Annotated in this window: 27 protein-coding genes and 3 pseudogenes; 15 read left to right on the plus strand and 15 right to left on the minus strand. The window is 67.0% G+C overall.

Going from position 1 to position 25,655, the window contains the following annotated elements:
• Positions 1-349 precede the first annotated feature (349 nt).
• The gene (locus E9229_RS01705; RefSeq protein WP_183509532.1) at positions 350-694 is read left to right on the plus strand and encodes a hypothetical protein; all 345 of its coding nucleotides are present in this window, start codon (positions 350-352) and stop codon (positions 692-694) included.
• 18 nt (positions 695-712) lie between these two features.
• Here E9229_RS01705 and E9229_RS01710 read toward each other — a convergent pair whose 3' ends face one another.
• The 7 genes from E9229_RS01710 to E9229_RS01740 form a co-directional block, all read right to left on the minus strand.
• Positions 713-1,225, minus strand: a complete 513-nt coding sequence (locus tag E9229_RS01710) for an ASCH domain-containing protein (RefSeq protein ID WP_246380306.1) — start codon at positions 1,223-1,225, stop codon at positions 713-715.
• Between the two features lie 34 nt (positions 1,226-1,259).
• Positions 1,260-1,742: a glutathione peroxidase gene (locus E9229_RS01715; RefSeq protein ID WP_183509533.1), complete on the minus strand. Its 483-nt coding sequence runs from the start codon at positions 1,740-1,742 to the stop codon at positions 1,260-1,262.
• Positions 1,743-1,770: 28 nt separating this feature from the next.
• Complete coding sequence (locus E9229_RS01720) at positions 1,771-2,448, minus strand: hypothetical protein (protein ID WP_183509534.1); 678 nt, start codon at positions 2,446-2,448, stop codon at positions 1,771-1,773.
• A gap of 3 nt (positions 2,449-2,451) precedes the next feature.
• Entirely contained in the window at positions 2,452-2,808 is a 357-nt protein-coding gene (locus E9229_RS01725) for a VOC family protein (RefSeq protein ID WP_183509535.1), read from the minus strand.
• 13 nt (positions 2,809-2,821) lie between these two features.
• Complete coding sequence (locus E9229_RS01730; protein ID WP_312855692.1) at positions 2,822-3,055, minus strand: helix-turn-helix domain-containing protein; 234 nt, start codon at positions 3,053-3,055, stop codon at positions 2,822-2,824.
• Between the two features lie 669 nt (positions 3,056-3,724).
• Positions 3,725-4,144, minus strand: coding sequence for a hypothetical protein (locus tag E9229_RS01735; protein WP_183509537.1), 420 nt, complete (start codon positions 4,142-4,144; stop codon positions 3,725-3,727).
• Between the two features lie 129 nt (positions 4,145-4,273).
• A complete protein-coding gene (locus E9229_RS01740) occupies positions 4,274-4,921 on the minus strand; it encodes a class I SAM-dependent DNA methyltransferase (protein WP_183509538.1) in 648 nt (215 codons plus the stop codon).
• A gap of 193 nt (positions 4,922-5,114) precedes the next feature.
• Between E9229_RS01740 and E9229_RS01745 the strand changes: the two genes are divergently transcribed.
• The 3 genes and pseudogenes from E9229_RS01745 to E9229_RS01755 form a co-directional block, all read left to right on the plus strand.
• Positions 5,115-6,002, plus strand: a complete 888-nt coding sequence (locus E9229_RS01745) for a serine protein kinase RIO (RefSeq protein ID WP_246380308.1) — start codon at positions 5,115-5,117, stop codon at positions 6,000-6,002.
• A gap of 87 nt (positions 6,003-6,089) precedes the next feature.
• Entirely contained in the window at positions 6,090-6,485 is a 396-nt protein-coding gene (locus E9229_RS01750) for a hypothetical protein (protein WP_183509539.1), read from the plus strand.
• Between the two features lie 35 nt (positions 6,486-6,520).
• Positions 6,521-6,706 (plus strand): annotated as a pseudogene (locus E9229_RS01755) (IS1380 family transposase); the annotation flags it as partial.
• Positions 6,707-6,794: 88 nt separating this feature from the next.
• Here the strand turns inward: E9229_RS01755 and E9229_RS01760 are convergent.
• Positions 6,795-8,087: an IS256 family transposase gene (locus E9229_RS01760; protein ID WP_407671347.1), complete on the minus strand. Its 1,293-nt coding sequence runs from the start codon at positions 8,085-8,087 to the stop codon at positions 6,795-6,797.
• A gap of 141 nt (positions 8,088-8,228) precedes the next feature.
• On the opposite strand from E9229_RS01760, the pseudogene E9229_RS01765 reads away from it, so the two are divergent.
• The 4 genes and pseudogenes from E9229_RS01765 to E9229_RS01780 all read left to right on the plus strand — a co-directional run.
• A pseudogene (locus tag E9229_RS01765) lies at positions 8,229-9,446 on the plus strand (IS1380 family transposase); the annotation flags it as partial.
• Between the two features lie 361 nt (positions 9,447-9,807).
• Entirely contained in the window at positions 9,808-10,347 is a 540-nt protein-coding gene (locus E9229_RS01770) for a hypothetical protein (protein ID WP_183509544.1), read from the plus strand.
• A gap of 37 nt (positions 10,348-10,384) precedes the next feature.
• The gene (locus E9229_RS01775) at positions 10,385-10,966 is read left to right on the plus strand and encodes a hypothetical protein (RefSeq protein ID WP_183509545.1); all 582 of its coding nucleotides are present in this window, start codon (positions 10,385-10,387) and stop codon (positions 10,964-10,966) included.
• Positions 10,963-11,898, plus strand: a complete 936-nt coding sequence (locus E9229_RS01780; protein WP_183509546.1) for a hypothetical protein — start codon at positions 10,963-10,965, stop codon at positions 11,896-11,898. Before E9229_RS01775 ends, E9229_RS01780 begins: the two co-directional genes overlap by 4 nt.
• A gap of 7 nt (positions 11,899-11,905) precedes the next feature.
• Here E9229_RS01780 and E9229_RS01785 read toward each other — a convergent pair whose 3' ends face one another.
• Complete coding sequence (locus E9229_RS01785) at positions 11,906-12,502, minus strand: GNAT family N-acetyltransferase (RefSeq protein ID WP_183509547.1); 597 nt, start codon at positions 12,500-12,502, stop codon at positions 11,906-11,908.
• An 81-nt stretch (positions 12,503-12,583) separates the two neighbouring features.
• Positions 12,584-13,270: a tyrosine-protein phosphatase gene (locus E9229_RS01790; protein ID WP_183509548.1), complete on the minus strand. Its 687-nt coding sequence runs from the start codon at positions 13,268-13,270 to the stop codon at positions 12,584-12,586.
• 107 nt (positions 13,271-13,377) lie between these two features.
• Here E9229_RS01790 and E9229_RS01795 point away from each other — a divergent pair, with 107 nt between their 5' ends.
• From E9229_RS01795 to E9229_RS19960, 7 genes and pseudogenes are all read left to right on the plus strand, one after another.
• The gene (locus tag E9229_RS01795) at positions 13,378-14,082 is read left to right on the plus strand and encodes a FadR/GntR family transcriptional regulator (protein WP_183509549.1); all 705 of its coding nucleotides are present in this window, start codon (positions 13,378-13,380) and stop codon (positions 14,080-14,082) included.
• 116 nt (positions 14,083-14,198) lie between these two features.
• Positions 14,199-15,677 (plus strand): four-carbon acid sugar kinase family protein, encoded by a 1,479-nt coding sequence (locus E9229_RS01800; protein ID WP_312855569.1) that lies wholly within the window; start codon positions 14,199-14,201, stop codon positions 15,675-15,677.
• Positions 15,678-15,729: 52 nt separating this feature from the next.
• A complete protein-coding gene (locus E9229_RS01805) occupies positions 15,730-16,632 on the plus strand; it encodes an NAD(P)-dependent oxidoreductase (RefSeq protein ID WP_183509550.1) in 903 nt (300 codons plus the stop codon).
• A 56-nt stretch (positions 16,633-16,688) separates the two neighbouring features.
• Positions 16,689-18,131: a GntP family transporter gene (locus E9229_RS01810; RefSeq protein WP_183509551.1), complete on the plus strand. Its 1,443-nt coding sequence runs from the start codon at positions 16,689-16,691 to the stop codon at positions 18,129-18,131.
• Positions 18,132-18,141: 10 nt separating this feature from the next.
• A complete protein-coding gene (locus E9229_RS01815) occupies positions 18,142-18,999 on the plus strand; it encodes a class II fructose-bisphosphate aldolase (protein ID WP_183509552.1) in 858 nt (285 codons plus the stop codon).
• A gap of 193 nt (positions 19,000-19,192) precedes the next feature.
• On the plus strand, positions 19,193-20,968 hold the full coding sequence (locus tag E9229_RS01820; protein WP_183509554.1) for an HNH endonuclease signature motif containing protein: 1,776 nt from the start codon (positions 19,193-19,195) through the stop codon (positions 20,966-20,968).
• A 66-nt stretch (positions 20,969-21,034) separates the two neighbouring features.
• Positions 21,035-21,130, plus strand: a pseudogene (locus tag E9229_RS19960) (NAD-dependent epimerase/dehydratase family protein); the annotation flags it as partial.
• 104 nt (positions 21,131-21,234) lie between these two features.
• On the opposite strand, the gene E9229_RS01825 reads toward E9229_RS19960, so the two are convergent.
• From E9229_RS01825 to E9229_RS01845, 5 genes are all read right to left on the minus strand, one after another.
• On the minus strand, positions 21,235-21,822 hold the full coding sequence (locus tag E9229_RS01825; RefSeq protein WP_183509555.1) for a hypothetical protein: 588 nt from the start codon (positions 21,820-21,822) through the stop codon (positions 21,235-21,237).
• 242 nt (positions 21,823-22,064) lie between these two features.
• On the minus strand, positions 22,065-22,928 hold the full coding sequence (locus E9229_RS01830) for a 3-hydroxyacyl-CoA dehydrogenase family protein (RefSeq protein ID WP_183509556.1): 864 nt from the start codon (positions 22,926-22,928) through the stop codon (positions 22,065-22,067).
• 2 nt (positions 22,929-22,930) lie between these two features.
• The gene (locus tag E9229_RS01835) at positions 22,931-23,728 is read right to left on the minus strand and encodes an enoyl-CoA hydratase/isomerase family protein (RefSeq protein WP_183509557.1); all 798 of its coding nucleotides are present in this window, start codon (positions 23,726-23,728) and stop codon (positions 22,931-22,933) included.
• A 3-nt stretch (positions 23,729-23,731) separates the two neighbouring features.
• Complete coding sequence (locus tag E9229_RS01840; protein WP_183509558.1) at positions 23,732-24,952, minus strand: thiolase family protein; 1,221 nt, start codon at positions 24,950-24,952, stop codon at positions 23,732-23,734.
• Between the two features lie 236 nt (positions 24,953-25,188).
• A complete protein-coding gene (locus tag E9229_RS01845) occupies positions 25,189-25,635 on the minus strand; it encodes an SRPBCC family protein (RefSeq protein ID WP_183509559.1) in 447 nt (148 codons plus the stop codon).
• Positions 25,636-25,655 lie beyond the last annotated feature (20 nt).

A 25,655-nucleotide genomic window follows, 5' to 3' on the forward strand; every position in this document is an offset into this window, starting at 1 on the left:
CCGCCGGCCCGTCGCCTGGGGGTCTGTCCAGCCGACCGGGGTGCGGTTGGATCATGAGATCCAGGAGATGGCATCAGGGCATCGGCTGACGCATGCCCGATGCGGATCACCAACCTGGTCATCGACATCAGGAAGTAGGCCGCCGCAGCCCCCCGCCCGGCACCGACCAGCAGCTAAGACGCCCTTCCCCCGTCGGGTGTTCCACGATAGCCTCCCGGAAACGGACGATGGCTCCGATAAGGATGCTGGACAAGGGGGAACGATGAAAATTGGACGGGCATCGGCACTGGGCGCGACACTGTTGGCACTGGGCCTGCTGTCCACCGGCTGCAACTAGTCGGCGTCCGGCATGGCCATCATGGACACCGCGGCCTCCGCCATCGCACCGCCGTCGGTACTGACCCAGAACGAGTCCCTGGCCGCCGACTCGATCCGCTCGCTCGGTGAGTTCGATGGCCTGCAGTACTTCGTGGCGAAGTCCGCCGAATCCTCCGGCTATTGCCTTGCCCAATACGAAACAGCCGAGCAGACGTCTTCCATCGGCTGCGGTGCTGGCGCCATCGGCAGCATCGTGGAGCTTTATGTGGCACCAAATCCAGTGGTCGCCCTGACCCAAGACGGCCACACGATGGCACCCGATGAGCAGGGCGAGTGGGTCAAACTGACCGGGAACCTCTGGAAGCACGCCGGCTAGGACCGGCACGCCTCCTGCCTACGCGTCGGCGTACTCCGGCGGCCACACAACGGTGAAGCGCTCGAAGACGATCTCCTCGTCCTGCCTCCATTTGGCACCCCGTGCAGCGCACCCCCGCTGCCAGTACCTGCGGTGCTCGGTCCGCCAGCGTTCCAGGGACCTATCGTCCTCGCCCTCGTCGTAGGCAAAGGCGGCATCGGCCGAGGCGAAGTCGCCGAGCCGTAGTTCGATGCTGCGCAACACCACCGTCGGCACCCCGGCGCCGTCGCAGGCGATCCAGTGCGACCCGACGCGGGGAATCGATTCGCCGGCGGCCAGGTATTCGGCCGCCAGCTCGGAAGTGGCGCGCTTGAGCCCATGGGTGACCGCATGCAGCAGCTGATCGGCGAGCGCAGCTGAATCCCCGAAATGCTCGACAGTGTAGTCGGGGCACAGCCGTACCGCCTCCGGCTGGGCTGCCGCGTAGTCCGACCACATCAGTGCCGCCGCCGCCTTGTCCACAGCCGCGGCCTGAACCCGTTCAAACGTCATCGGCCCATCATGCCACGGCCGTGCCGCGCCGCGCTCAACGTGGCAGATTGGCTTCGATCAGCCCCACGATGGCCGGATCGTCCGGTTCGGTCCGCGGACTGAAGCAGCGGGTCTGCCCGTTGGGCAGGATGAGAAACTTCTCGAAGTTCCAGCGGATCCGCCCGGCCTTGCCGCCATCGTCCTTCGTCTTCTTCAGCTCGCTGTAGAGCGGGTGCGTGTGGCGGCCGTTGACCCGGATCTTGTCGAACACCGGGAAGGTGACCCCGTAGGTCGTCGAGCAGAATTCCTGGATCGCTTCTTTGCTCGATAGTTCCTGAAGGAACTGGTTGCTGGGGAAGCCCAACACGCTGAAGCCGCGGTTGCCGTACTCGCGCTGGAGCTCCTCGAGCTTGGCGTACTGCGGGGCCAGACCGCACCGCGATGCCACGTTCACCACCAGCACCACGTCGCCGGCGTACTCGTTCAACGACGTCTTGGTGCCATCCATCTTGTCGATGGGAATGTTCCTGATCTCCATGCTGCTCACAACCGCCCGCAAGAAGCCGTTATTCCCCCTGCCCTCGCTGTTCCCATCCGCAATTGGCTGCCATGGAGAAAACGGTGCCGATCATTGCGTAGGAACCACCCCCGTGCAGGATCTCCCCGGGCAGCCCCAACGCCGAGACCTTCAGCCGGGGCGCATCATCGACGGTCATTGATCCACCCTCCTCGATGCAGCCGTCCTGCCAGGCCAGCAGCGCCGAGATCCGCAGGTCCTCACCGCCTTCGAGCACCGTGGGGTACCCCCGGGGGAACACGAAACGCGCATCCAAACCGCCATCATCGACCCGGTTCAGCATGAATGAATCAAGCATCATCGCCTGCAGCCCGGTTCCACCGTTCGATCCCATGAAGGGGATGATCAGTTCGTTCAAGACCACCTTTCGTCCGCCGGTGTTCCGGAGCACGAATTCGAACCTGCAAGCCAATCCAGGGGACAGCACTAGGGCGGGAACGTTGAGCGTCGCGCCGTTGCCTGATCCCACCAGCGCTTCCTTGCTGGTCACGTCACCGCTGGACTCACAGCTAAAGGCCTCCGCATCGATCAGGACCTGGACCTTGTGGCGCGCGGTGGCGGCCCACGCATTCCATCCCACGCATCCCGCGGCCACTACCGCGACGACCATGGCTGCCTCAGCCCGGAGCGTGAACGCCAGGGGGCTGCGGCGATGGCTTCCCGACATGGTTTAGGCCAGCCCGGGATGTTCAGCGAGTTCATGGAAGATCCTCATCAGGTTTCCGGCGGGGTCCCGGAATGCGGCACACCGGATCGGCGGCAGGTCGGCCGGGGGCTCTACGCAGGTGACCGGATCCCGGCGGGCGGCGTGGAACGCGTCGACGTCGGCCACCTGGTAGAAACCATTGGGGCCGGCAGCGCTTGAACCGCTCGCGTCGAGCATCAGCTGGACCTCGGTTCCGGGCAAGGAAAAGACGACCGTGTCAGTTCCTTCGCGCCAGTCCGCATCCAAACCGAGCACGTCGTGCTGGAAGGCCACCGCAGCCCCCGGATCGGCCACAGGATGGTACATGAACGTCAGGTTCATGAAGCGATACTAGTCAAGGTCGCTTCAAGGAATCCAGCCCGGCATCGGCTACTTCGTGCCCCCGGGAAGCAGCTCCCCCCTCGCAGCCCAGCGCATCGCAGATCAGGAGCAGTGTCGAATAGCGGATCGCTTGGGCCCGGCTATGCTTCAGCACCGAAAGGTTCACCACGCTGATCCCGGTGAGTTCGCTGAACCTCGACAGTGTCATGCCGCGGGCTTCGGGCAACCCACCGAGCCGGCAGCCGATCCCGGTTTACTCGTCCTCCTTCGAGCGGCACTAGATGAGGCGCGCAGTTCCCCGCTGCAGCTTCTGCCCGTTTTCAACACCAGGGCGGTGGCATGCCCAGTATCTGCGACGGCCCCTGCCAACCGGCGATGTCCTCATTCCACGGCCCACCGTCACGCCCCAGCGCCTGCTGGGAGGCCATCGAACGTCCCCATCCGCCCAGCAACTGCCGGCACAGGCCGCAGATAATGGTTGCCGCACCGGTGATCCGTACCCGGCGCCCGGCGATCGGAGTCAAGGCAAGCTGTCGAATCAGACCGGCGCAGATGGCGGCAGTTCGGGCCAGGGCGCTTGGACGGGCACAGTCACCTGCACCGCCGGCGCCTCCAGCCTCCAGCCTCCAGCCTCCAGCCTCCAGCCTCCAGCCCAGATGACTCTGCTGCCGGAAACCACGGCATCATTGACGGCGACCAGGCGCGTGCCCCGCACGCTCACGGGAACCCAGGCCGAAAAGCAACCACCAGGGTGCACTCAGCGGGCAGCGCTCCCGCGATGAAGCATCTCGTGCCGTCCCCTGGAGCCCACCGCTACCCGATGATTATCGATATGTTTTGGCGGCCATCACAGTCAGACGCCACGGGTTGGCTGGCCTTGGACCCTACCCGCCCCGTTCAGGTAAGGGAGGAGAAGCTATTTCGGATTCTTGCCGAAAAGCCCGACGATCCCCGCCGAACCCATGAACACGGCCGCAGCAAAGCCGGCAACGATCATAAAACCGCGCGAATATCGCTTCGGAAAGGAGGGGTCCGGCTCACCCAAGGCAAAGAGCGCGAGCAGCAGCCCCGCAAGTCCGAAGACCAACCCCGCCACCGCCACGATACGCCGGTAGGCCAGCGGCCCCAGCCGCTTTGGCAACCCGCGCAGCATCACCAGTCCGGTCGCCGTGAAGAGGATGCCCATCAGTATCAGGGCGCCGGACAAGAGCGGGTTCATCGGAGTCGAGGTAAACGGCGAAATCGCACCCACCAACAGCATGATGATATTGCCGGCCGTCACGAACCGCCATTTCCATCTTTCGGCCCGGGAAAGGCTGCTTGGAGGCAGCAGCATCGTCGTCTCCCTCCGGTGTTCGATCGGTGAGGAACCTGGCATGCGGTCATGCCGGACCCTGCAACCCTGTCCAGTGCACCATTCTCGCACCATCCGCGCCGCGGGCCCCGGCAGCCTGGGGGAACCTCCTCAGGCCGCGGCCTTGCTGGCCAGCAGGTAGGCCTGGGGCGTCGATTCCCCATAGCCCGGTTCCCTGACCGTCGTGGATTCAACGGTGAGGCCGGCATCAGCCAACAGCGCGGCGATGTTCCCTGGATCCAGCCGGTAACCGTCGAAGTCGACCTCATGGCCATAGGCGCGTTTGATGTCCACCCGTGCATCTCCGGCCTGGAAGGCCAGCAACAGGCACCCTCCCGGGATCAGGGTCCGGTGGAACTCGGCGAAGATGCCCGGCAGCGCGTGGGGTGGAGCGTGGATGATCGAATACCAGGCGACGATTCCGGAAAGCGTGGCATCGTCCAGATCCAGCGACTCCATCGAACCGACTCCGAAGCGCAGGTCCGGATAGGTGTTCCGGGCAACCTCGACCATCTTCGGGGAGAGGTCCATCCCGAAGACGTCGGCCCCCAAGTTGGATAGGAACCGTGTCACCCGACCGGGCCCACAGCCCAGGTCGGCGATCCGCCCCGGCAGCTGCCCGGCCTGCTCGGCGAATACCGCGAGCAGGGCCCGGTCAAGCGACTTGCCGTCGAGCTCGTGGAGCAGCAACTGGGCATAGTCGATGGCGACGGTGTCGTAGGCCGAACGCGTGGCGGTGATCCAGCGGGTTTCAGTCATGTGCCCAGCATAGGGAGAGCACTGGTCAGCGCGGCATCGCCACGCCATTCGAAAAGTGATTGACAAGTATCAATCGCACGTGTTTTCATGAAAGGACAAGCATCGGTCACCCAGAGCGAGGAGGAACGCACCATGACTGCCATCCAGCAGCCAACAGCAGTCCCCTCCGATCCCCATGGGAGCCGCAACCACCATGAAAAAACATCCCCCAACCCGTCACGGCGAGAACCCCGGCACTGAATCGATCCGCCGCCGGCAGCCCCGTCCGGACCGCGGCGCCGACTGGAACATGCTCGACGTCGGGCTCGCCGTCAACCAGCGCTTCTCCACCTGGCCGGACGCCGGAAAACTGATGCGCGGCCCGCGTCCCTACCCCGAGTTCGTCATCGAGGATGCGGCGGCCATCGACACCGACCTGGGCGTCCTGAAAACGGGCAAGGAGGCCGATGTCATCCTGCTCGAACGCGCCGTCCCCGGCAACCGGGCGCTCCTCGCCTCCAAACGCTACCGTTCCGAGACACTGCGCCTCTTCCACCGCTCGGCCGCCTACACCGAGGGGCGCAGCGTCCGCCGTTCACGCGATGCCCGCGCCCTGGAAAAGGGAAGCGGCTTCGGCCGCTCCGTCGAGGCCGCCGGCTGGGCCGCCTCCGAATGGACCTGCCTGCGCCAATGCTTCGAGGCCGGGGTCCCGGTCCCCTACCCGGTGCAGCTGGACGGGACCGAGGTCCTGATGGAATTCATCGGGGATCCCGAACATCCCGGTATCGCCGCGCCCCGCCTGCAGCAGCTCCATCCCGCACCGGACAGGCTGGAGGGCTACTGGCGGCAACTCCTCCGGGCGATGGAGGCCATGGCCCGACTCGGGTACGCCCACGGGGACCTGTCCCCCTATAACGTGCTCGGCGCCGGGGACCGGCTGGTCATCATCGATCTGCCCCAAATGGTGGATCTTGCCGGAAACAGCGGCGCGATGGAACTGCTGAAGCGCGACTGCGCAAACATGTGCCACTGGTTCACGGCGCACGGCCATGACGCGGATCCCGAAGAACTGTTCTCCACCATGGCAGCCGCGGCCCGGTAGCACCCGGAAACCGGCATCCTTCCATGCTGTTCCGCGGCCCGGACCAGGTCGACGCCCCGTCATCTCCGGGGCTCCGATGGCCCGGAGATGACACGCTGCCCAGACCGGACGGTCGCAGCGGTCATCACCCGACACAGCATTCGTACCGCCGCTGCCAAGGAACACACCATGCGCAAGGCCTGCAAAATTGCCGTCCCTCTCATCGCGGCGAAGGTGGTCCCTCAGGCAGCAACCGCGGCCTGGAGCATGATCGCGGCCATCGCCACCCTCCATCTCCGGCCAGTGCGTTCCCGAACCGCCGGCCGGGCGGCGGCCCACGGCATCACCGCCTTTGCCATCCTCGCCCTCGCAGACACAGCTGCACGCTCCATGGTTCCGGCCGGGGCCGGGGCACTTACCCTCGATCCATCGATGAATTTTCGGTGCCATCGGCGGTTTAAATACGAAATGCCCGTCATTCAGGGGAAAATGGAGCTTATCTAGAGCACATTGACCACCGAAATCGGAGCACTTCGCAGATGCAAGTTTCCCACACTCTCCCCGCGCTGTCAGTTTCCTTCGACGATGTGAATTTGGTCGGCGCCGCAGGCCTGGTCCCGGTGATGGCTCTGGCCCGCGAGGCCAACCTGGTGGAACTGGTCGACGAGGCAGTGAAACTGCCCACCGACAAAGGCGCAAACCCCGGACTGAAGCTCTCGGCCCTGGGGCCTGTCAAGTTGTCTGTGTAAATGAACTAGTCAGATAGTGTTTCTTGCTCTAATCCTTGAGGCCCTTTAAGGCGAAGATTCGATTCTAATCCAGGTAGGCTTCCACGCGTTCGGGATAGGTCAGGCACAGGTACTGCAGGGCCTGGTTCCAACCGGTGGTCTTGGCCCCCTCCAGGAGGCGTCCGCTGGAGGCCCGGGTGCCGGCCCGGACCTTGGCACGTTCGATGGCGCGCTTGTCCTCGATGTTGCAGATCGCCAACCACAGCAGCTTCACCGCGGCCGCGTCGTTAGGGAAGTGACCACGGTTCTTGGTGACTTTTCGAAGTTGGAAATTCAACGACTCGATGGCATTGGTCGTATAAATGACCTTCCTCAAGGCAGGGGGAAACGCGAGGAACGGGGTGAAACGCTCCCAGGCGCTCTGCCACGTCTTCACCGCCGCCGGATACCTGGTGCCCCACTCGCCGTCGCTGAACTCCTTCAGGGCCGCACCGGCGGCTTCCTCGTTCGGGGCCGTGTAGATGAGCCGCAGCTGGGCGGCGACCTTCTGCCGGTCTGCGTAGGAAACGAAACGCATCGAAGAACGGATCAGGTGCACCACGCAGGTCTGCACCGTCGCGTGGGGCCACGTCGCCTCGATGGCCTCGGGGAAACCGGTGAGCCCGTCGCAGCAGACGATCAGCACGTCCTTCACCCCGCGGTTGGCCAGCTCGGAGCAGACCTGCGCCCAGAACTTCGCGCCCTCGGCCGCGGCGATCCAGATCCCCAGCACGTGCTTGATCCCGTCCATGTCCACGCCCACGGCGATGTGCGCGGCCTTGTTCTTCACGTGCGCGCCGTCGCGGACCTTGATCACGATCGCATCCAGGTACATGATCGGGTAGATCGGATCCAAGGGGCGGTTCTGCCAGGCGATGACCTCGTCAAGGATCTCGTCGGTGATCTTCGAGATCGTCTCGCGCGAGAGTTCGGTGCCCAGGGTGGAGGCCAGGTGGTGTTCGATGTCCCGCACCGTCATGCCCCCGGCATAGAGGCTCACGATCATGTCCGCCAGCTGCCCGGTATGCCGGGTGCCCTTGGGAACCAGGCGCGGGACGAAGGTCCCGGCCCGGTCCCGCGGTACTGCCAGGTCGATGTCCCCGGCGCTGGTGGACACCGTCTTGGGGTAGGAACCGTTGCGGGAGTTCGTGACCTCGCGGCCGGCGTACTCGTGCTTCTCGTAGCCCAGGTGCTCGGTCAATTCGGTCTTCAGGCCCCGTTCCAGACCGGCCCGGATCAGGTGCTGGATGAACCCGTCCTTGCCATCGAGTTCGATCTCGCCGCGGTCGATCTGGCCCATCAGCTCATCGAAGGCCCCCGAGGCCTTGAGTTCTTCCATGTTCCCGACGGCGGCCATGCGCTCGGCCGCTGCCGAGGCGTCTACTTTCCCTGCCGGTTTTTTGCGTTCTATCACGGTCATAATTGTCCTCTGAATCAGATGGTGACTAGGTCATTTACACACTCCATCTGACAGGCTCCGGCCCTGGTCGCCGGGATGATCGCCGGGGCCGACAGCATCGATGACATGAGCCTGCTACGCCATGGAGCAATGAACAAGCTCTTCGCTGGCTGCTACGCACCCTCCACCCTCGGCTCCTACCTGCGGACCTTCACCTTCGGGCACGTACGCCAACTGCAATCCGCCGCCCGCGCCTTCTTGGGGAACCTCTCAGCGCAGGTTCCCCTGATCGGCACCCCGGCAGCCGGGGACTTCGTGTATGTCGACGTCGATGACACGATCATCGAGGTCTTCGGGCACCAGAAACAAGGCGCCGGATTCGGCTACTCCGGGGTCCGGGGACTGAACGCCCTGATCGGCATTGCCTCGAGCCCCGGGCACGCACCGGTGATCGTGGCCCAGCGCCTACGCAAGGGCTCGGCGTCCTCGGCTCGCGGGGCAGCGAGCTTCATTGCCGCGTCCCTGGCCACCAGCCGTTCACTGGGCACCCACGGGCGGTTTTTGGTACGTGCCGACTCGGCGTACTACAACCAATCCGCGGTCGCCCGGGCCCTGAAACACGGGGCTGACATGTCGGTGACAGTGCGGATGAACCCCTCCATCAAGAAGGCCATCACCGCGATCCCCGAAGAGAAGTGGGAAACCATCAAATATCCCCAGGCCATCTTCGATGAAGACAGTCGGACCTGGATCTCCAAAGCCGAGGTCGCCGAGGCGGACTACACCGCGTTCTCCTCCAAGAAAAAGACCGAAAGGATCCCCGGCCGGTTGATCGTGCGCCGCATCCCCGAGCTGAACAAGGCCAAGATCATCTCCGGACAGCAGGAAGCCTTCAAGCTCCACCGGTACCACGGGGTATTTAGCACCGTTTCCAAGGACCTGTTGGGCACCGTGGACATGGACAAGACCCACCGCCAACACGCCGTCATCGAGGCCGTGAACGCCGAGCTGAAGGACGGGCCCCTGGCCCATCTACCTTCCGGGAATTTCAGTGCCAACGCGGCATGGCTCCATGCCGCGACCATCGCCTACAACCTCACTCGGGCCGCCGGAATCCTCGCCGCCGGGTCCTTCACCCGGGCCAAGATGGGGACCCTGCGCAGCAAACTCATCTTGGTTCCGGCCCGGATTGCTTCCAGCGCCCGGAAAATCAAATTACATCTTCCGCAAAACTGGCCCTGGGCCGAACCTTGGGACCGGCTCTTCACCAGCGTTCAGGGCCCTCCGCAAGCAGCCTGAACCACCGGTCCAGCCAGCCTTCACGGCGCAATCAGGAATCCACGATGGAACACCCCCGGCAGCGAGGCCGGCACGCTTCGCGTGCCACAAACGAAACCGCCCCCGAATCCGGGATTCATTCCCGGACCCGAAAGCAGATCGGTGGATCGAGGCTTACCCGACGGAGCACTATGCACCCAGCCCTGTAGCGGTCCACCGCTGACCTGGGAGCCGACGTGTTGTCCGGTCGTTGCCGATGTTCCAGGCGACGGCCGGCCGGCTCCATGCCCTGCCCCAGGCGGGCTCCCCCGGCGCCACGAATCCACAGTATCTTTCCGGGCCCCGAAGCACCGATCGGCCCTACACTAAACCCATGTTTCGCATGCGCGGCACATACGCAACGGCCTTGGCCCTCGTATTGGCCCTGACCGGATGCACCAACCTCGTGGACAGCGACCCTCAGCTTCCGGCGGACGCCTCGAAAACGGCAGCGCCAGCGGTCGGAAATTCAGACGTCCTGCTGTTCTACCCGCGAGTCGACCCCGGCCCAAAGAATACGGATACCCGGTCCCCGGCCGAACTGGTTCGAGCCGGCGAGCATCCCCTCCAGGACGCCAAGCCCGGAACGGAGAAGGTGCTCGTCTCCAAGAAGTTCACCGGATCGGGTCATTTCGGCTTTGCCCGGCCCGGCCCCGACACCTACCTGTGGATCCTGATCAGTTGCTCACGTTCCACCCCCACAGATATCCAGACCTTCGACGAACAGGGCTCGATCACGGCGAGGTACGCCTACCCGAGCTGCAGCTCCGTCCCCAGCGGCGGCGCCACGCTCGATTCCTCCGGGGTCCGCGGCACCATCTCCGTCGACTCGGGCGTCGATGTCACCCTGAGCGTCATCTCGGCACGTCGAACCCGACACTGACCTGTGCTTTGAGACACAACTACCCTAGGCTGACAGCATGATCGGTCCATCGCGCTCAGCCGCCCTCGGCGTCGCTGTCCTGCTTTGCCTGACCGGTTGCACGACCCTGGTCGATGCCCATCCGAACCCGGAGCCCACTGCCAGCACCGAGGTACAACCGGTGCCCGAGGCGCCGAAGAACACGTTCACTCCGCTGGTCCCGGATCCGGCCCGAAGCACCCGAAGCACCCGAAGCACCGATGTTGCGCTCGAATCACCGGCCGGCAGGTTCACGAAAGGCGCCGAGCCGCTCGATTCGATCGTCCCGGGAACCGGAAGCATGGTCTTGGAAGAGCGCTTCACCGGCCCCGTCGAATTCGACCTGCCCCGGGCTCCACTCCCCGCTGGCTCCACCCTCATGATCGCCGTCAGTTGCTTCCCCGAGGGGTCCCGGTTCACCGCGGCCACGCGCGATGATGAGCTGAACGTGTACAACGCTTCTTCCGGGTCCTGCGGCAAGGCCATCACGCTGGGCAGCGGCGGGGAGAACGGGAAGGCAACGAGCATCCGGGTCGTCGTCGATGACGACGTCGAGGCCCTCCTCGGCGTGGCCCGCGGCGAAACCGCCGATCGCGAATGAGTAGAATTCTTGCGGGACTGGGTGCCGCGGCACTGCTGACGGCCATGCTGAGCGGTTGTACACAGCTGGTCACGGACTCCGGCGCGTCCACGCCCGAACCGGCGTCCGAGCCCGTTGACGCACTCCCCGCCGTCAAACCCACACCCGTCCCGGCGCCCTTCACCACCTATCCGGCACGGCCCACCAGCAAGGCCAAGATGGAGTCGATCGCAGCCGAGCTGAAGGCTGGCCGGCATCCGGTGGACCGCGCAGTACCCGGCAGCGAACGCGTGGTGCTGAGCAAGCGTTTCGTCGGCCCGCACCAATTCGATCTCCCCGCCCTCAACCCCGGCGAAGCAATCACCTGGTCAGTCAGCTGCCTCGGCGCCGGACAAGTCAGCCTGGAGATCTCCGATGCCGGCCCCTTCACCAGCGGCAGCATCATCTCCTGTTCCCCGAACCGGGCAGGAGGCAGCAGCCCCGCCTCGTCCGGGGCCGGCACGGTCAGAATCCATGTCGAGCCCGATGCCGAGGTCACGTTCGAGCTGATCGCGTTCAAGGAAAAATCCCTGTTCGATGACGAGGAGGAAATGATCGCGTTGCTGGGGCGGATGGACTCAGTCGAGCCCAACAGCGTCCGGGCCATCGCCGACGCCGCGTTCATCGGACCCGACGAACTCGTCCTGCCCCAGGCACGCACCGGCACCCATCTGGCAGCCGTGTTCGGCTGCCCCACAAAGGCACTGGTGCCGCTCCGCCTAGCCGATTCAGGCGGTCCAATCCCCCGTACTGAATACCTCGGCGACTGCATGTCCAGCGAGGCGGCCGGAACGGCGACATGGGAGGACCCGGATCCTTTAGGGGAACTCAAGCTGGTGGCCGACCTCGAGCCGGACAGGGTGATGCGGATGCGGGTCTTCAGCTATCGCATGGAGGCGGGGGCGGGCGGCTGATCCGCACCTAAGCGATGTGCTTGCGCAGCCGGTGCACCAGCCCCGAACGCACTCCCGGCCATTCGCTGGCGATGATCGAGTAGACGACGGTGTCGCGCAGCGAGCCGTCGGCCATGCGCAGGTGCGAACGCAGTATCCCGTCCATTTTTGCGCCCAGCCGTTCGATGGCCGCGCGCGATGGGCCATTGAGCCAGTGCGTGCGGAACTCCACTGCCGGGCAGCCCAGCCCCTCGAACGCGTGGGTGAGCAGCAGCAGCTTCGCATCCACGTTCGTCCCGGTACCCGAGGCCGATGCCCGGTTCCAGGTCGACCCGATCTCCACCCGCGGCAGGGCGGCGTCGATACCCATATAGGTGGTCATGCCCAGCACGAGTCCATCGGCGTTGCGCCGTGCCACGAACGGGAGCATGCTTCCCGCCTCGGCAAGCGCCAACCGCCGGTCGATCTCCGCGGCCATCGTTTCCGGCGAGGGAACGGCGGTGTACCAGAGCTGGTGCACGTCCCCGTCGCGCACAGCATCGACGAGTTCGTCGTGGTGCGCGTGGCCCAGCGGTTCGAGCGTGACCAGGGTGCCGGTGAGCGTGACCGGTGCGATGACTGTCATGGTTTCAGCGTACGAGAATCCAGGCGGCAGATGCTGGCCAAGGGGGCTTTGCCGGTCGATTATGTCGTTGCTCCGCATTTCCTACCCGCGCAGCTTGTCCTTCACGGCCTCCAGCTCGGCGGAGCTCAGCCCGTGTTCCAGCAGGAATTCCTCCACCGCCAGCGCGTCGATGAACCGGCCCAGGGCGCAGAGCCGTTCGGCGATCTGCGGGGCCAGGGCCTCCTCCTCCTGGTAGCTCTCGTAGGGGTGCCGGGTCGGGCTGATCCGGTGCCAGTGGTTGATGCCGCGCACCGAGGCCTCATACTGCGCCGCCACCAGGTCCCGCCGCCCGGCCAGCTCCAACAGCATCGTGACGATCAGCCCGGTCCGGTCCCGCCCGGCCGAGCAATGCAGCACCACGCCGCCCTGCGCGGTTGCCAGCGCGCGGAAGACGGCGACAATACGTTCCGGGAAGAACCGGAGGTTCGCTGGGTACTGGCGCGGATGGTTCATATAGGGGGTGGCCACCGCCTCGAACCCGGCGTGCCCGCCCTCCTCGGTGGGAGCGTTCACTATCTCGATGCCGGCTAGCACCGAGGGGCCCACGGCGGGATCGGTGGGCCGGCGGACGCGCTCATCGGGGTTGCGCAGATCGATCACCGTGCCGATGCCCTGCGCATGCAGCGCCCGCCACCCGGCCTCGGTCAGCCACTCGGAACGCCCCATCCGATAGACCTGTCCCAGCACGGCCCGCGCATTGACGGCGCCCTCCCAATGAACCTCTTCCATGGCACCAAGACTGCCATACCCGGGCCGGCACCACTGCCGGGTTACGATGGCAGCAGGCGGTCCAAGCTCCACCGCCGCTTGATTCATGAACCCGGGAGGGGCCTTCCATGGCTCGAACAACGCTTGGCGATTCCGTCGCGGACCAGCTATTGGAACGCATCATCGAGGGCATTTACGCGGTGGGGACGGCACTTCCGGCCGAGGCCTCGATCGGCGAGGAACTGAACGTCAGCCGACTGACGGTACGCGAGGCGATGAAGTCGCTGCGCGCCAAGAACGTGGTGGAGGCCCGAAGGGGCTCGGGAACGTTCGTGAACCCGCCGAGCATCTGGACCTCGCTGGAGGCGGTGGTGCAGGCGATGAGCGCCGGCGGTGCCGCAGAGACATCGATCCAGCTGCTTGAGGTGCGGCGCATGATCGAGGTCGGTTCGGCCCAGCTGGCGGCCGGCCGGCGCACCGAGGCCGACCTGCTGGCCATGGCCGGGCACCTCAGCACCATGCGCGGGGCTCATGCCGGGGGCGACCTGGACGGATTCGTCGCCGCGGACCTGGCCTTCCACGACGTGATTTTGAAGGCCACCGGCAATATCATGGTTGCCGCGCTCTATGACCCGCTGGACCGGCTGCTGGCCCGCGGCCGGCGCGAGACATCGGCTGTTGCCGACATCCAGGCACACGCCATCGCCATGCACGAGGACATCCTGACGGCGCTGGCCGCGGGAAACCCCGAGGCTTCCCGCGATGCGATGGAGGCCCACATGGTCCAGACCCGTGACGACCTGTTGCATTACGTGCTCGACGGCAACAGCTAGGCATGGCGCCGGGGTCCGCTGAGCCGAGGCCCGGCCGGATTTCCCCGTAGGGGGGTTGCCATGCCCTGTGCCACACCCATAAGATGTCAGACATCTGACTTATTGGAGGATTCAACGTGGCATCTCTCAATTCCCGGGCGCTCCCAGCCCAGGAGCTGCTCTCGACCCTGCCCGCGGCACCGATGCTTGATGCGGCAACGGTCCGCGCGGCACGCGCCCTGGCGCGGCCCCCGGTGCTGATCGTGCTCGACGACGACCCGACCGGCACCCAGTCCGTGTCAAACCTTCCGGTGCTCACCCGCTGGGATGTCGAGGACCTCGAATGGGGCCTGCGCCAAGAAACCGGCGGCGAACCGGTCCCGGCCCTCTACGTACTGACCAACACCCGCAGCCTGGGCGAGGCCGAGGCCGCCACCCGGAACACCGAGATCGCCACCGCTGCCCTGCAGGCAGCCGAAAACCTCGGCGTGCGGGTCGGATTCGTCTCCCGCGGGGACTCCACCCTGCGCGGACACTACCCGCTGGAACCGGACACGCTTGCCGCGGCCATCACCGCCCACGGCGGCGCGCCGATCGACGGCGTGCTGATCGCCCCCGGGTTCCCCGACGCCGGGCGCATCACCGTGAACTCCACCCACTACTGCGTCATCGACGGGATGGCCATCCCGGCCGCTGAAACCGAGTTCGCCGCCGACGCCACGTTCGGCTACGCCAGCTCCCACCTGGCCCAGTACGTCCAGGAGAAGTCCGGCGGACGGATCAGCGCCTCCGACGTACTGGCCGTGACGCTGGATACGATCAGGAACGGCGGCCCCGAGGCCGTCGCGGCCGTGCTGCTCCAGGCCAGCAACGCCACCCCTATCGTCATCGACTTCGTCGTCGAGGAGGACCTGCGCGTCGTGGCGCTGGGGCTGCTGCTCGCCCAGGACCGGGGACGCACGTTCCTGCACCGCGTCGGACCGCCGTTCGTGCGCGCCATCGTCGGCCAGGATCAGGCACCCCCGCTCACCGGGACCGATGTCTACGCCGGACTGACCCCCTCCGCCAACGGCGGGCTCATCGTCGTCGGGTCCCACGTCGGAGTCACCACCCGGCAGCTGGCCCGGCTCAAGGAAGCCAGTCCCGAGACCACCACGGTCGAGCTCGACGTACCCTCCCTGGTTACGCAGGACGGCACCGATCACCCGGACCGCGCCGCCCACCTGGCAAACGCCGTCGCGGCGATCTGCGCTGCGCTGGCCACCGGCAATGTCATCCTGCAGACCTCCCGCGCGCTTCTCACCACAGCCGACGCGCAGTCCTCGCTGGCGCTCTCGCGCTCGGTCTCGGCCGCCGTGGTCACCGCCGTGCAGCAGGTCCTGGCTGCCACCGCACCGCGCTTCGTCATCGCCAAGGGGGGCATCACCTCCTCCGATGTCGCCGCGTTCGGGCTGGGAATCCGCCATGCCATAGTGCGCGGCCCGATGCTGCCCGGCATCGTCTCGCTCTGGGAACCCCAGGACGGTCCGGCCACCGGCATCCCCTACGTGGTCTTCGCCGGCAACGTCGGCACCGACGATTCGCTTGCAGAGGTGGCGGCCAAGCTCTCCGCCTGAGCCAGGTCCGACCACCATCACCTCCCGTTCCACAGCCCCGAAGGAAAACACCATGTCTGAAAACAGCTACACCGTCGCCGTCCTCGGCCTGGGCGCCATGGGCCTGCCGATGGCCACCCGGCTCGCCAGCGGCGTGCGCGTCAACGGCTTCGACATCGCACAGCCCCGCCTGGAGCTCGCCCGCACCGCCGGCATCGAAACCTTCGACTCGGCCGCCGCCGCCGTCACCGGTGCCGACGCCGTGCTGCTGGCCGTGCGCAACGGCGAACAGCTCAACGACGTGCTCTTCGGCCAGCACGGCATCGCCGGGTCCCTGGCCGCCGGCGCCGTGGTGATCATGACCTCCACCGTGGGCATCAATGCCGTCACCGAGGTCGCCGCCAAGCTCGCGCCGCTGGGCGTGGAACTGGTCGACGCACCGCTCTCCGGCGGCCCGGTCCGCGCCGGCGAAGGCGACCTGCTGATCGTCGTCGGCGCCACCCCGGCAGCCCGCGAAGCGGCCGCACCGGTACTGGACCTGCTCGCCTCCACGCTGAGCGTCGTCGGCGACAAGCCTGGCGACGGCCAGGCCCTGAAGACCGTGAACCAGCTGCTCTGCGGCGTGCACATCGCCGCCGCGGCCGAGGCACTCGCGCTGGCACAGGCACTGGGACTCGACGCGGAAAAGACGCTCGACGCGCTGCAGAGCGGCGCCGCGGCATCCTTCATGCTCGGCAACCGCGGACCGCGGACCCTGCAGGCCTACGACGAGGGCGGCGCCGAGGTGCTCAGCCGCCTGGACATCTTCGTCAAGGACCTGGGCATCGTCTCCAAGGCCGCCCGCGAGGTCGGGCTGCCCACCCCGGTGGCCTCGGCGGCCGAACAGCTCTTCGCCCTGGGCGCCGCACAGGGACTGGGCGCCGAGGACGACTCGGCCGTCATCCGGGTCCTGGCACCGGCCAAGCCGCAGCACTAGGGACACCTCCGCTCCACCCCGCAACACTCCATACCGTAGTCAAAGGAGACCCCGACATGAGTGCACTCGCATTACTCGCCATCGCCGTAGCCGGCGTGGCCCTGCTGCTCCTGGCAGTCATCAAGTTCAAGATGCCGGCCTTCCTGGTCCTGCTCGCCGTGAGCGTGCTCGTGGCGCTGGCCGCAGGCATCCCGATCGGCGACATCGTCAAGACGGTCCAGGACGGCATGGGCGGAACGCTCGGCAACGTCGCGATCCTCGTCGGACTCGGCGCCATGCTCGGCAAGATGATCGAAATCTCCGGCGGCGCGCAGTCCTTGGCGGTGCGCTTCACCGGCTGGTTCGGACCCAAGCGGATCACCGCCGCGCTGACGGCCACCGCGTTCCTGCTGGCCATCCCGGTGTTCTTCGACGTCGGCTTCATCATCCTGGTGCCGATCATCTATGGCTTCGCCAAAGCGGCCGGGGTCAACCCGGTCAAGGTCGGCCTGCCCGTGGGTGCCATCATGCTGGCCATCCACGTGGTGGTACCGCCGCACCCCGGCGTAGTCGGCGGAGCCGCCGTCATCGGCGCCGACATCGGCTGGATCACCATCTTCGGCCTGGCCATCTGCGTCCCGGTCGGCGTCGCCGGCTACTTCATCGCCAAGTGGATCAACCGCCGCGACTACGGCATGCTGCCCGACACGGCGGAGCAGTTCCGGCTCTTCGGCACCGGCCGCTCCCAGGTGGAGCGCGACTCCGGCACCGGCGGCACAGCTACGAAGACCAAGACCAAGACCACCCCGACCGGCCTGCTCGTGCCCGAGGACGCACCGAGCTGGGGCATGGTGCTCTCGCTGATCGTGCTGCCGATCGTGATGATCATGTTCGGTACGGTCGGCTCGGTCACGCTGCCCGAGGGAAGCGAACTGCGAGACGTGTTCGGCTTCATCGGTTCCCCGCTGATGGCCCTGATGGTCACCTTGTTCCTTGCCTACTACTTCCTGGGCATCCGCCGCGGTTGGACCTCGGCCCACACCGGCGAGGTCATGGACTCGGCCTTGGCCCCCACGGCCATCGTCATCCTGGTCACGGGCGCCGGCGGCGTCTTCGGCAAGGTCCTCACCGTCTCGGGCATCGGCACCGCACTGGCGGAAACACTCGCCAGTGCCGGCCTGCCGCTGCTGCTCATGGGCTTCGTGCTGGCGGCCGTGCTGCGCGCCTCGCAGGGCTCGGCCACCGTCGCCATCATCACCACCTCGGGCCTGCTGGCCGCCGCCATCGGCGCCGCCGGATACAGCCCGGCCCAGCTGGCCCTGGTCTCCGTCGCCATCGGCTTCGGCGCCTTCGGCCTGTCCCACGTGAACGACTCCGGTTTCTGGATCGTCACCCGCTTCCTGGGCCTCTCGGTCGCCGACGGCCTGCGCACCTGGACGCTGCTGACCACCCTCTTGGGCGTGATCGGCTTCGCGCTGACCGTGCTGGCGTGGGCCATCGTGTCCCCGCTGGGCATCTAGGGGTCCGGCGATGGCCCGGATCATCGACCTCGCCGCGGTTCTCCGCGACCGGCTCGCCGACGGTGCCGCCGTACCGGCGCTGACCTGCTACGACTTCACCACTGCCCAGGCAGTGGTGGGTGCGGCCGAAGCAGCCGGCTCCCCCGTGGTGCTGTTGGTGGCCCCGGCCAGCGCAGCCGGGGTCCCGGGCCTGCGCTTCATCACCGCCCTGCGCACCCTGGCCGACGCGGCAACGGTACCGGTGATCGTGCAGCTGGACCACGCGCGGGACCGGGAGCTGATCCGGGCCGCCGTATCGGCCGGGGCCAGCGCCGTGCTGGCCGACGGATCACACCTGCCCGAGGCCCGGAACGCCGCTTTCGTGGCCGCAGTGGTGGCCGATGTCGGACATCTGGTTGCGGTGGAAGCCGAGCTCGGCGCCCTGCCCGGGGATGAGGACGATGCCACCGCAGCCGAATCCTCCGCCCCCGCGGGCATGACCGATCCGGCCCGGGTCGCCCGTTTCCTTGCCGCCTCCGGCGCGGACCTGCTGGCGGTATCCATCGGCAACGTCCACGGTTTCTACACCGGGGACCCGCAGCTGGACTGGAAGCTGCTGGCCGCGCTGCGCACCGCAGCCGGGGACGTGCCGCTGGTGCTCCACGGGGCATCGGGCATACCGGAAACCGACCTGGCCCGCGCCGGTACCGTCGGGATCGGCAAGGTGAACATCAACACCGAGCTGCGCACCAGGACCCTGGCCGATCTCGCCGACGCGCTGCCGGCCATCCGGGAGGCCGGGCAGAACATGCTCAAGCTCCAGGGCATCTGGACCGGCTCGGTCACGCTCACCACCACCTGGGCACTGAAACTGCTCTCGGGCGGCTGATCCCGCCCGCCTGGCTCGGCGCCCGCGCGCATCTGCACCCGCATGAATCTGCGCCGTCGGCCTCGCTCCCTCACCCGGGATGACGATGCCGGCGGCGCTTTTCCATGCCCGCCCGGCTTATCCACACCCTCCTTATCCACACCCCGACGCGGCCGCCTTCCCGGCCCGTGCGGCACCGGCACACCATGGGGTCATGGAAACAGCCACCCCCGCGACCCGCAGGTCCCTCGACGCACGGCCGCTCGCCGAGCAGCTGGCCGTCGCGCTGGCTTCCGTTTGTGCGGCCTTGGACCGGCTGAGAACAGAGGAACCCTCGGCCTGCGCGGCAGCAGAAATCGCCCATCTGGTCGAGCTCGGGGTCCGGGACCTGGAATACGGGCAGCTGCTGGCCGCCCGGCAGGCCGACCGGGCCAGCGTCGCCGACCTGGGTTCGGCCGATCTGGTCCGCGTCCGCGAGAACGTCGCACGCGCCACAGCTGCCATCCACGGCACCACCGGAAACCCCGCGGAGCAACCCTCCACCAACAAGGCAACCGGCACGTCCGGCACCCCCACGCCCACCGGAGGCCGCGGACTGTTCCGCAACACGGCCGAATTCCTGTGCGAACAGCTGCACATCAACTACTCGGAGGCCGCGGCCCGCATCAACGGCGGGGCACTGCTGCTGCCCGCGAGCCCCGCCGTCTCCCCCACCGCCTCCGCCAACGGAGCGAGATTCGCCGTGCCACCGGCCCCGGGGCCCCGCTTCCCGAAACTCGCCCGGGCCGTCTCCAGCGGCAGGGCCAGTTCCCGCGAGGCCCGCCAGATCGCCCACCGGCTGAAGAAGCTGGAAGCGAAGGCCGAACAGCTGCCCGATGGCGACCGGATCCTCGCCAACGCCGATGCCGAATTGGCCGAACTGCTGACCACCCACGACGCGCGAACCACGCACAAGGCCCTGGACCTGCTCACCGGGGCGTTGCAGCAGACCGCCACCGAGCCCACGGCCAAGCTGCTCGCCGCCCAGCAGGGAGTGTTCTACCAGGGCCGGCAGTTCGGCCTGGAAAGCTACCTGATCCGATGCGCCCCCGAACAAGCCGAGGTGCTGCGCTCCATCTTCGAGCCGGTCCTCAATCCACGCGTCCCGTCCAATGCCACCCGTACGCCGTTCACCCGCACCGAACCCGCATCCCGGCCCGAAGCACAGCCTGAACAGCCCCCGGCCGATTGGATGACCGGTCCCGATGTCCCCATCGAAGAACGCGTGAACGCCCTGCTGGCCTCCGGTGACTTCGTCCAGGCCGAAGAATTCGATGACCGCACCCGTCAGCAGAAGCTGCTCGACGCCCTCATCGATGCGGCCCGCAGCGCGTTGGCCTCCGGCGGTGTCCCGGATTCCGGTGGCAACCGGCCCCAGGTCATCGTCACCATCGACTACCGGCAGCTGCTGGAGGAGCTCGACGGTTCCACCACGGCTCCCGCCACGGCATCGGCATCCAGCCCCGCGCCCACTTCCGCCTTCATGGCCCGCCGGCCCCCGGGCATCGGATTCGGTACCGGCGAGCAGGGCTCGTTGCTCGGCATGGCAACCGTCCGGCGTCTGGCCTGCGACGCGGGAATCATTCCGATGGTGCTCGGCAGCGATTCGGTCCCGTTGGACCTCGGACGCACGCGCCGCTATTTCAGCCGGAAACAACGCCGCGCACTCGCGGCCCGCGACCGCGGCTGCATCGTCCCGGGATGTACCGCCACCCCGGGGCACTGCGAAGCACACCACGTCACCCCATGGAGCACCGGCGGCCGGACCGACCTGGCTGGCGGCTGCCTGCTCTGCGCCCACCACCACACGCTGGTGCACCTTGGCACTTTCAGCCTCGGCGTGATCCACGGACTACCGTTCGTCATTCCCCCGCCCCACAAGGATCCGGAACAACGACCCGTGCGCAACGCCTACTTCCACCCCGAGGCGGGTCCTCCTGCGCTCTTCTGAGTGTCGCCCCCCTATGCCGGCAGAGAACACCGTTACACGGTCCACAGGAAACTGTTGGCTTCTTGAATGAGACAAATCCTGATCCTGGGTGGTACCGGGTGGCTCGGCCGCACCCTAGCCACCCACCTGATCGCCGACGGGGCGGACGTCACGGGTGTGGCCCGCGGCATCTCCGGACAGATCCCAGACGGTCACGGGCGTCGTCCCGGCGGACAGGACGACGCCCGTGACCTACGCCCCAGTCTCGGGCTGGGACTGGAACGAGGTCATCGAACTTTCCTACGCAATGCGCGGATCGCCCGGTCCCTCAGCGTCCGGGAACGGACCCCGTTCACGTATTCAAGTCCGTGGCCCGTGGGCGGCACGGCGAAGGAAATCATCACGTCATCCCAGCGGCTGGGATACTCGCTACGCCCGGCGCCCTCGAGCGTCTGCTGCCGAATCCGATCCTGACCCCGGCCCCGGGGCAGCCCCAGCCGCAGCCCCTTCCGCGGCAGTCCGGATAGGGCCAAGACGACGTTTCCGCTCGTGAAGTATTGCAAGGCCCAGCAGGCCACCATCTGCGGCGTGTTCCGCTCGAGGTAAGTCGAGTCGACGGCTGACTGCCCCAGCCACACCGACCCGAAGCAAGCATCGAGCATCTCGACGAGCGACGGCGGGACGACGCCGGTGGCTTCGGCCCGCAGGACCCTGACCTCGTTCTCGATTTCCGCGTTGCCCACCCTGCCGGCGGCGATATCCGAGATGGCCCGGCCGATCCCGGACAGCGCCGCCACCATCTGGTCGTTGTTGCCCTCCAAGGTCAGCCCGGTGTAGAAGAGCCCCACTGTGCCGTTGTGCTCGTGGTGCAGCACCGGCATCCTGGATGTAAATCAAATGCGCGATCAGGTGGGTGATGCCCACCCGAAACGTCAAGGGGGGGCCTTCAGCGGCCCCGGGCATGCGCCCAGAACGTTCCGCTGCCGTCGACGGTTGCCTGTTGTGGTTCCATGCCCCCTGAACGCGCGGAAATATCCGATTCACCGCTGGTCAAACAGGAATGCCGCATCCCTTCCGGTTCGGGAAGGGATGCGGCACCAATGCTCAAGCCGGAGGCTTAGGACCAGTCGTAGAAGCCCTTGCCGGTCTTGCGACCCAGCTCGCCACGCGCAACCATGTCGCGCATGATCTGTGGCGGGGCAAAGCGCTCACCCAGCGTGGATTCCAGGTACTCGGCAATGCCCAGGCGCACGTCCAACCCGACGATGTCGGTGGTCTTCAACGGGCCGGTCGGGTGCTTGTAGCCCAGGACCATCGCGTTGTCGATATCCTCGGCGCTGGCCACGCCCTCTTCGACCATGCGCATGGCCTCAAGCGCAATGGCAACACCCAGACGAGACGAGGCGAAACCGGGGGCGTCGTTGACCACGACGGCCGTCTTGCCCAGGCCGGCCACCCAATCGCGGGCGGTGGCGACCAGCTCGGGGGCGGTCTCCTTGGCGATGACCACCTCGATCAGCGTGGAGGCCGGAACCGGGTTGAAGAAGTGAAGACCCAGGAAGTCGGCAGGGCGTTCCAGATTCTCCGCGAGCCCGCTCATGGACAGCGAGGAGGTGTTGGAGGCCAGGATGGCACCCGGCGTCAGCGCCGCCTCGACTGCCTTGAGCGAGGAGACCTTCAGGTCCCAGATTTCCGGAACCGCCTCGATGACCAGTTCGCGGTCGCCGAAGTCGGCGTAGTTGGTGCTGACGCTCAGCTTGGCCGAGTAGTCGGCCAGGGTTCCCTCGAGCCCGCGGGCCAGCGACTTCTCCACGGCCGATTCCACGCGTTCGCGGGCGCCCTGTGCGCTAGTCTCGTCGCGCTCGACAACAAGCACGTCGACGCCCTTGATCAGGAACGCGTGGGCGATGCCCGCGCCCATGCGGCCGCCGCCGAGCACGCCCATGCGTGCGGGAAGTGCTACCTGGTTGGTTTCGGTCATCTCTACTTCTTCTTCCGGTCGAGGAACTCGGCCATGCGGTCGAACTTCGCCTGCGATTCGAACAGCATGCCCTGCGCCAGGGTGTCGATCATCGGGTGCGCCTCGCGCGGGGCGTGGAACACCGCCTTGGAAATGCGCACCGCCAGCGGATCCTGGGCACCGATGCGGTCCGCCAGCGCGTGGGCGGCGGGCATCAGTTCGGCCGGCTCCACCAGTTCGGTGATGAGCCCGACGCGTAGGCAGTCGTCGCCGCGCAGGACCTTGCCGGCCAGCAGGATCTCCTTGGCGAGGGGTTCGCCGACGAGTTCCTTCAGGCGCCAGGTGGCACCGGCGGCGGCCATGATGCCGAGGTTGGTTTCCGGGTTGCCCATGCGCAGGTCGGCCGTGCCGATCCTGAAGTCGGCGGCGTAGGCCAGTTCGGCCCCGCCACCGAGCGCGTACCCGTCGAGGGCCGCGATGACCGGCATCGGCAGCTTCGCGATGCGGTTGAAGATGCCCGAGTTGATCCCGGCCAGCGCGTCGTCGCGCCGGCGCATCCGCAGCTGGGCGATGTCGGCGCCGGAGGCGAAGATGCCCTTGGCGCGGTTCTCCGGATCCCCGGGGGTCCCCGAGAGGATGAGGATCTTCGGCGTGGATTCCAGGTACGTGCAGACGGCGTGCAGTTCATCGACCATCTGCTGGTCGATGGCGTTCTTCACCTCGGGGCGGTGCAGCTGCACCGAGAGCCGGTCAGCGGACTCGGTGACCTTCAGCGTGAGGAATCCGGTGGTGTCCAGGTGTGCCAGGTTCTCGCCCGCCATGCCCTAAATGCCTTCCAGAAGCAGGGCCGAGCCCTGGCCGACGCCGACGCACATGGTGGCCAGGCCGAGCTTGCGCCCGGATCCGGCTTCACGCTCGAGCCGGCCCAGCAGGGTGATGGCGATGCGGGAGCCGGAGGAGCCCAGCGGGTGGCCCAGGGCGATGGCGCCGCCGTCGTTGTTCACGATGTCGGGGTTGATGCCCAGTTCGCGCATGGAGGCCAGCGACTGCGATGCGAAGGCCTCATTCAGTTCGACGGCCGCCAGTTCGGACACGTCGATACCGGAGCGTTCCAGGATCTTGCGGCTGGAGGGGACCGGGCCCATGCCCATGATCTCCTGGGCCAGGCCGGCGGAGGCTCCGTCGATGATGCGCGCACGCGGGATCAGCCCGTATTTCTTGATGGCCCGTTCGGAGGCGACGATGATCGCCGAGGCGCCGTCGTTCAGGGTGGAGGCGTTGCCTGCGGTGACCACGGAACCGCCCTTGACCACGGGACGCAGCCCGGCAAGGACCTCCAGCGTGGTGCCGGCGCGCGGTCCTTCGTCGGTGTCGACGATGGTTTCGCCCTTGCGGTGCTTGACGGTCACCGGGACGATTTCATCGGCGAAGCGGCCGGCGGCGATGGCTGCCAGGGCGCGTTCGTGGGAGCGCACGGCAAACGCATCGCAGTCTTCGCGGGAGGTGCCGTAGACACGGGCGACTTCCTCGGCGGTTTCCGGCATCGAGTAGGTGGCCTTGCCGTCGCGGGAGAGCTCCCCGGAGAGGAATGCCGGGTTCGGGAAACGCCAGCCGATGGAGGTGTCATGGGTTTCCCCGGGCTTGGCGAAGGCCTTGTCCGGCTTGGCCATGACCCACGGGGCACGCGACATGGATTCCACGCCGCCGGCGACCACGATGTCCGCGGCACCGGCCTTGATCATGTGGCTGGCCATGGTGATGGCGCTCATGCCAGAGGCGCAGAGGCGGTTCACGGTGATACCCGGGACGGTGTCCGGGAAACCGGCCAGCAGCCAGGCCATGCGGGCCACGTTGCGGTTTTCCTCGCCGGCGCCGTTGGCGTTGCCGAAGATGACTTCTTCCACCAACGACGGGTCGATGCCTGCGCGTTCCACGGCGGCCTTGATGGCCAGTGCCGCCAAGTCATCGGGACGCACCGAACTCAGTGCCCCTCCGTAGCGTCCTACCGGGGTGCGGGCCCCGCCTACGAGGAAAGCCTCGGTCATAACAACTCCTCAATCATCGGTGCAGCGGATGTGGCCGGCGGGTTGCTGCCACGGCAGGCGGTCTTTGCGCCGCGCCGTCCCTCGGGCGCGGCACAGCCACGCATTTACCGACCAATCGTTCACTTATAGATTCGCACCCCGACCCGTGCATGGTCAACTAAGTCGCTCCCGGGCATCGTTCGCGAACACGTCCCGGTGGCCTCCCGAGGCCCCATCCGGCGGAGCGGAGGGGAATGTCAGGGGCTGGCTGCGGGCAACCCGGCCCGGCGCTCCACCGCCGCCTTCAGCCCGGCGGCCGTCCTCTCCAGCCACCCGCGCTGCTCATCGGGCCCGTCGCCGAGCAGGCGCTCCAGTGATCCGCCGATGCCGCGTTCGATCTCCACCACGCATCCGTACCGGGCCTCCGGTTCAGTGAGAATGAAGGTGCAGCGCTCGCTGAGCATGCCCAGCGGCGCACCGGACTCCCAGCGCAGCAAACGCCGGTCGGCAGAGGCGGTGACGTGCAGCATGAGGTCGCGGTCGGTCCCGGGCCGGTGCAGGGTGATCCATTGTCCGTGGGAGACCTCCCCGTCGACGCCGGTCACCTCCGGCACCCACTCGCGATAGCCATCGGCATCGGTCATCACGTCCCAGGCCTGCGCCGCGGTGGCCCGGGGTTCGATCCGCACGCTCAACGGTTCCATGCCCGGAGCCTATCCCCGGT

Origin of the sequence: Paeniglutamicibacter cryotolerans (assembly GCF_014190875.1) — a bacterium.
In the GTDB taxonomy this organism is placed as follows: Bacteria; Actinomycetota; Actinomycetes; order Actinomycetales; family Micrococcaceae; genus Paeniglutamicibacter; species Paeniglutamicibacter cryotolerans.